The 533-nt window shown below is 39.0% G+C and carries 1 pseudogene; it reads left to right on the top strand.

Annotated elements, in window-relative coordinates:
• A pseudogene (locus CWB65_RS19495) lies at positions 1 to 533 on the top strand (hypothetical protein); the annotation flags it as partial.

Here is a 533-nt window from a genome sequence, read left to right as displayed (position 1 = left end):
ATCGATGTGCTGGCTGATGAAGAACTTGATTCAGAACTATCACCAAGTCAAACAGAGCAAGAATTATCACAAGCGCTCTCATCAAGTATTGATTTAAATAGCCTAGAAGATGACTTTGACGATGAGCCGTTAATCGATAGTGAGTTTGAACAGTCAGATTCTGGACTTGATACTAATTCAGAAAGTGAAGAACCACTACCAGAAATTACAGATGAAGCATTGTTATCGCAAGAGAACTTTGATGATTCACAGGTTGATTTAGCAGGGTTAGGCGCCGACCTAGAACTTGATTCTGTCAATGCAGAAGACTTTGAGGAGCTTGTTTCAGAGACGCCAGATGGTGATACTGATAACGACGAAGAGCTAGATGGATTAAATTTAGATGAAGTTGTTAGTGATACCACAATTGATGAAACTTTAGATGCAAGTCTAGAGCCAGAACTATCACCAAGTCAAACAGAGCAAGAACTATCGCAAGCGCTCTCATCAAATATTGATTTAGATAGCTTAGAAGATGATTTTGATGATGATCC

Source organism: Pseudoalteromonas sp. S554 (genome assembly GCF_005930865.1).
GTDB classification, from domain to species: Bacteria; Pseudomonadota; Gammaproteobacteria; order Enterobacterales; family Alteromonadaceae; genus Pseudoalteromonas; species Pseudoalteromonas marina.
The sequence above is the reverse complement of the archived record's forward strand: the minus strand, read 5'-3'. Positions and strand labels throughout refer to the sequence as shown.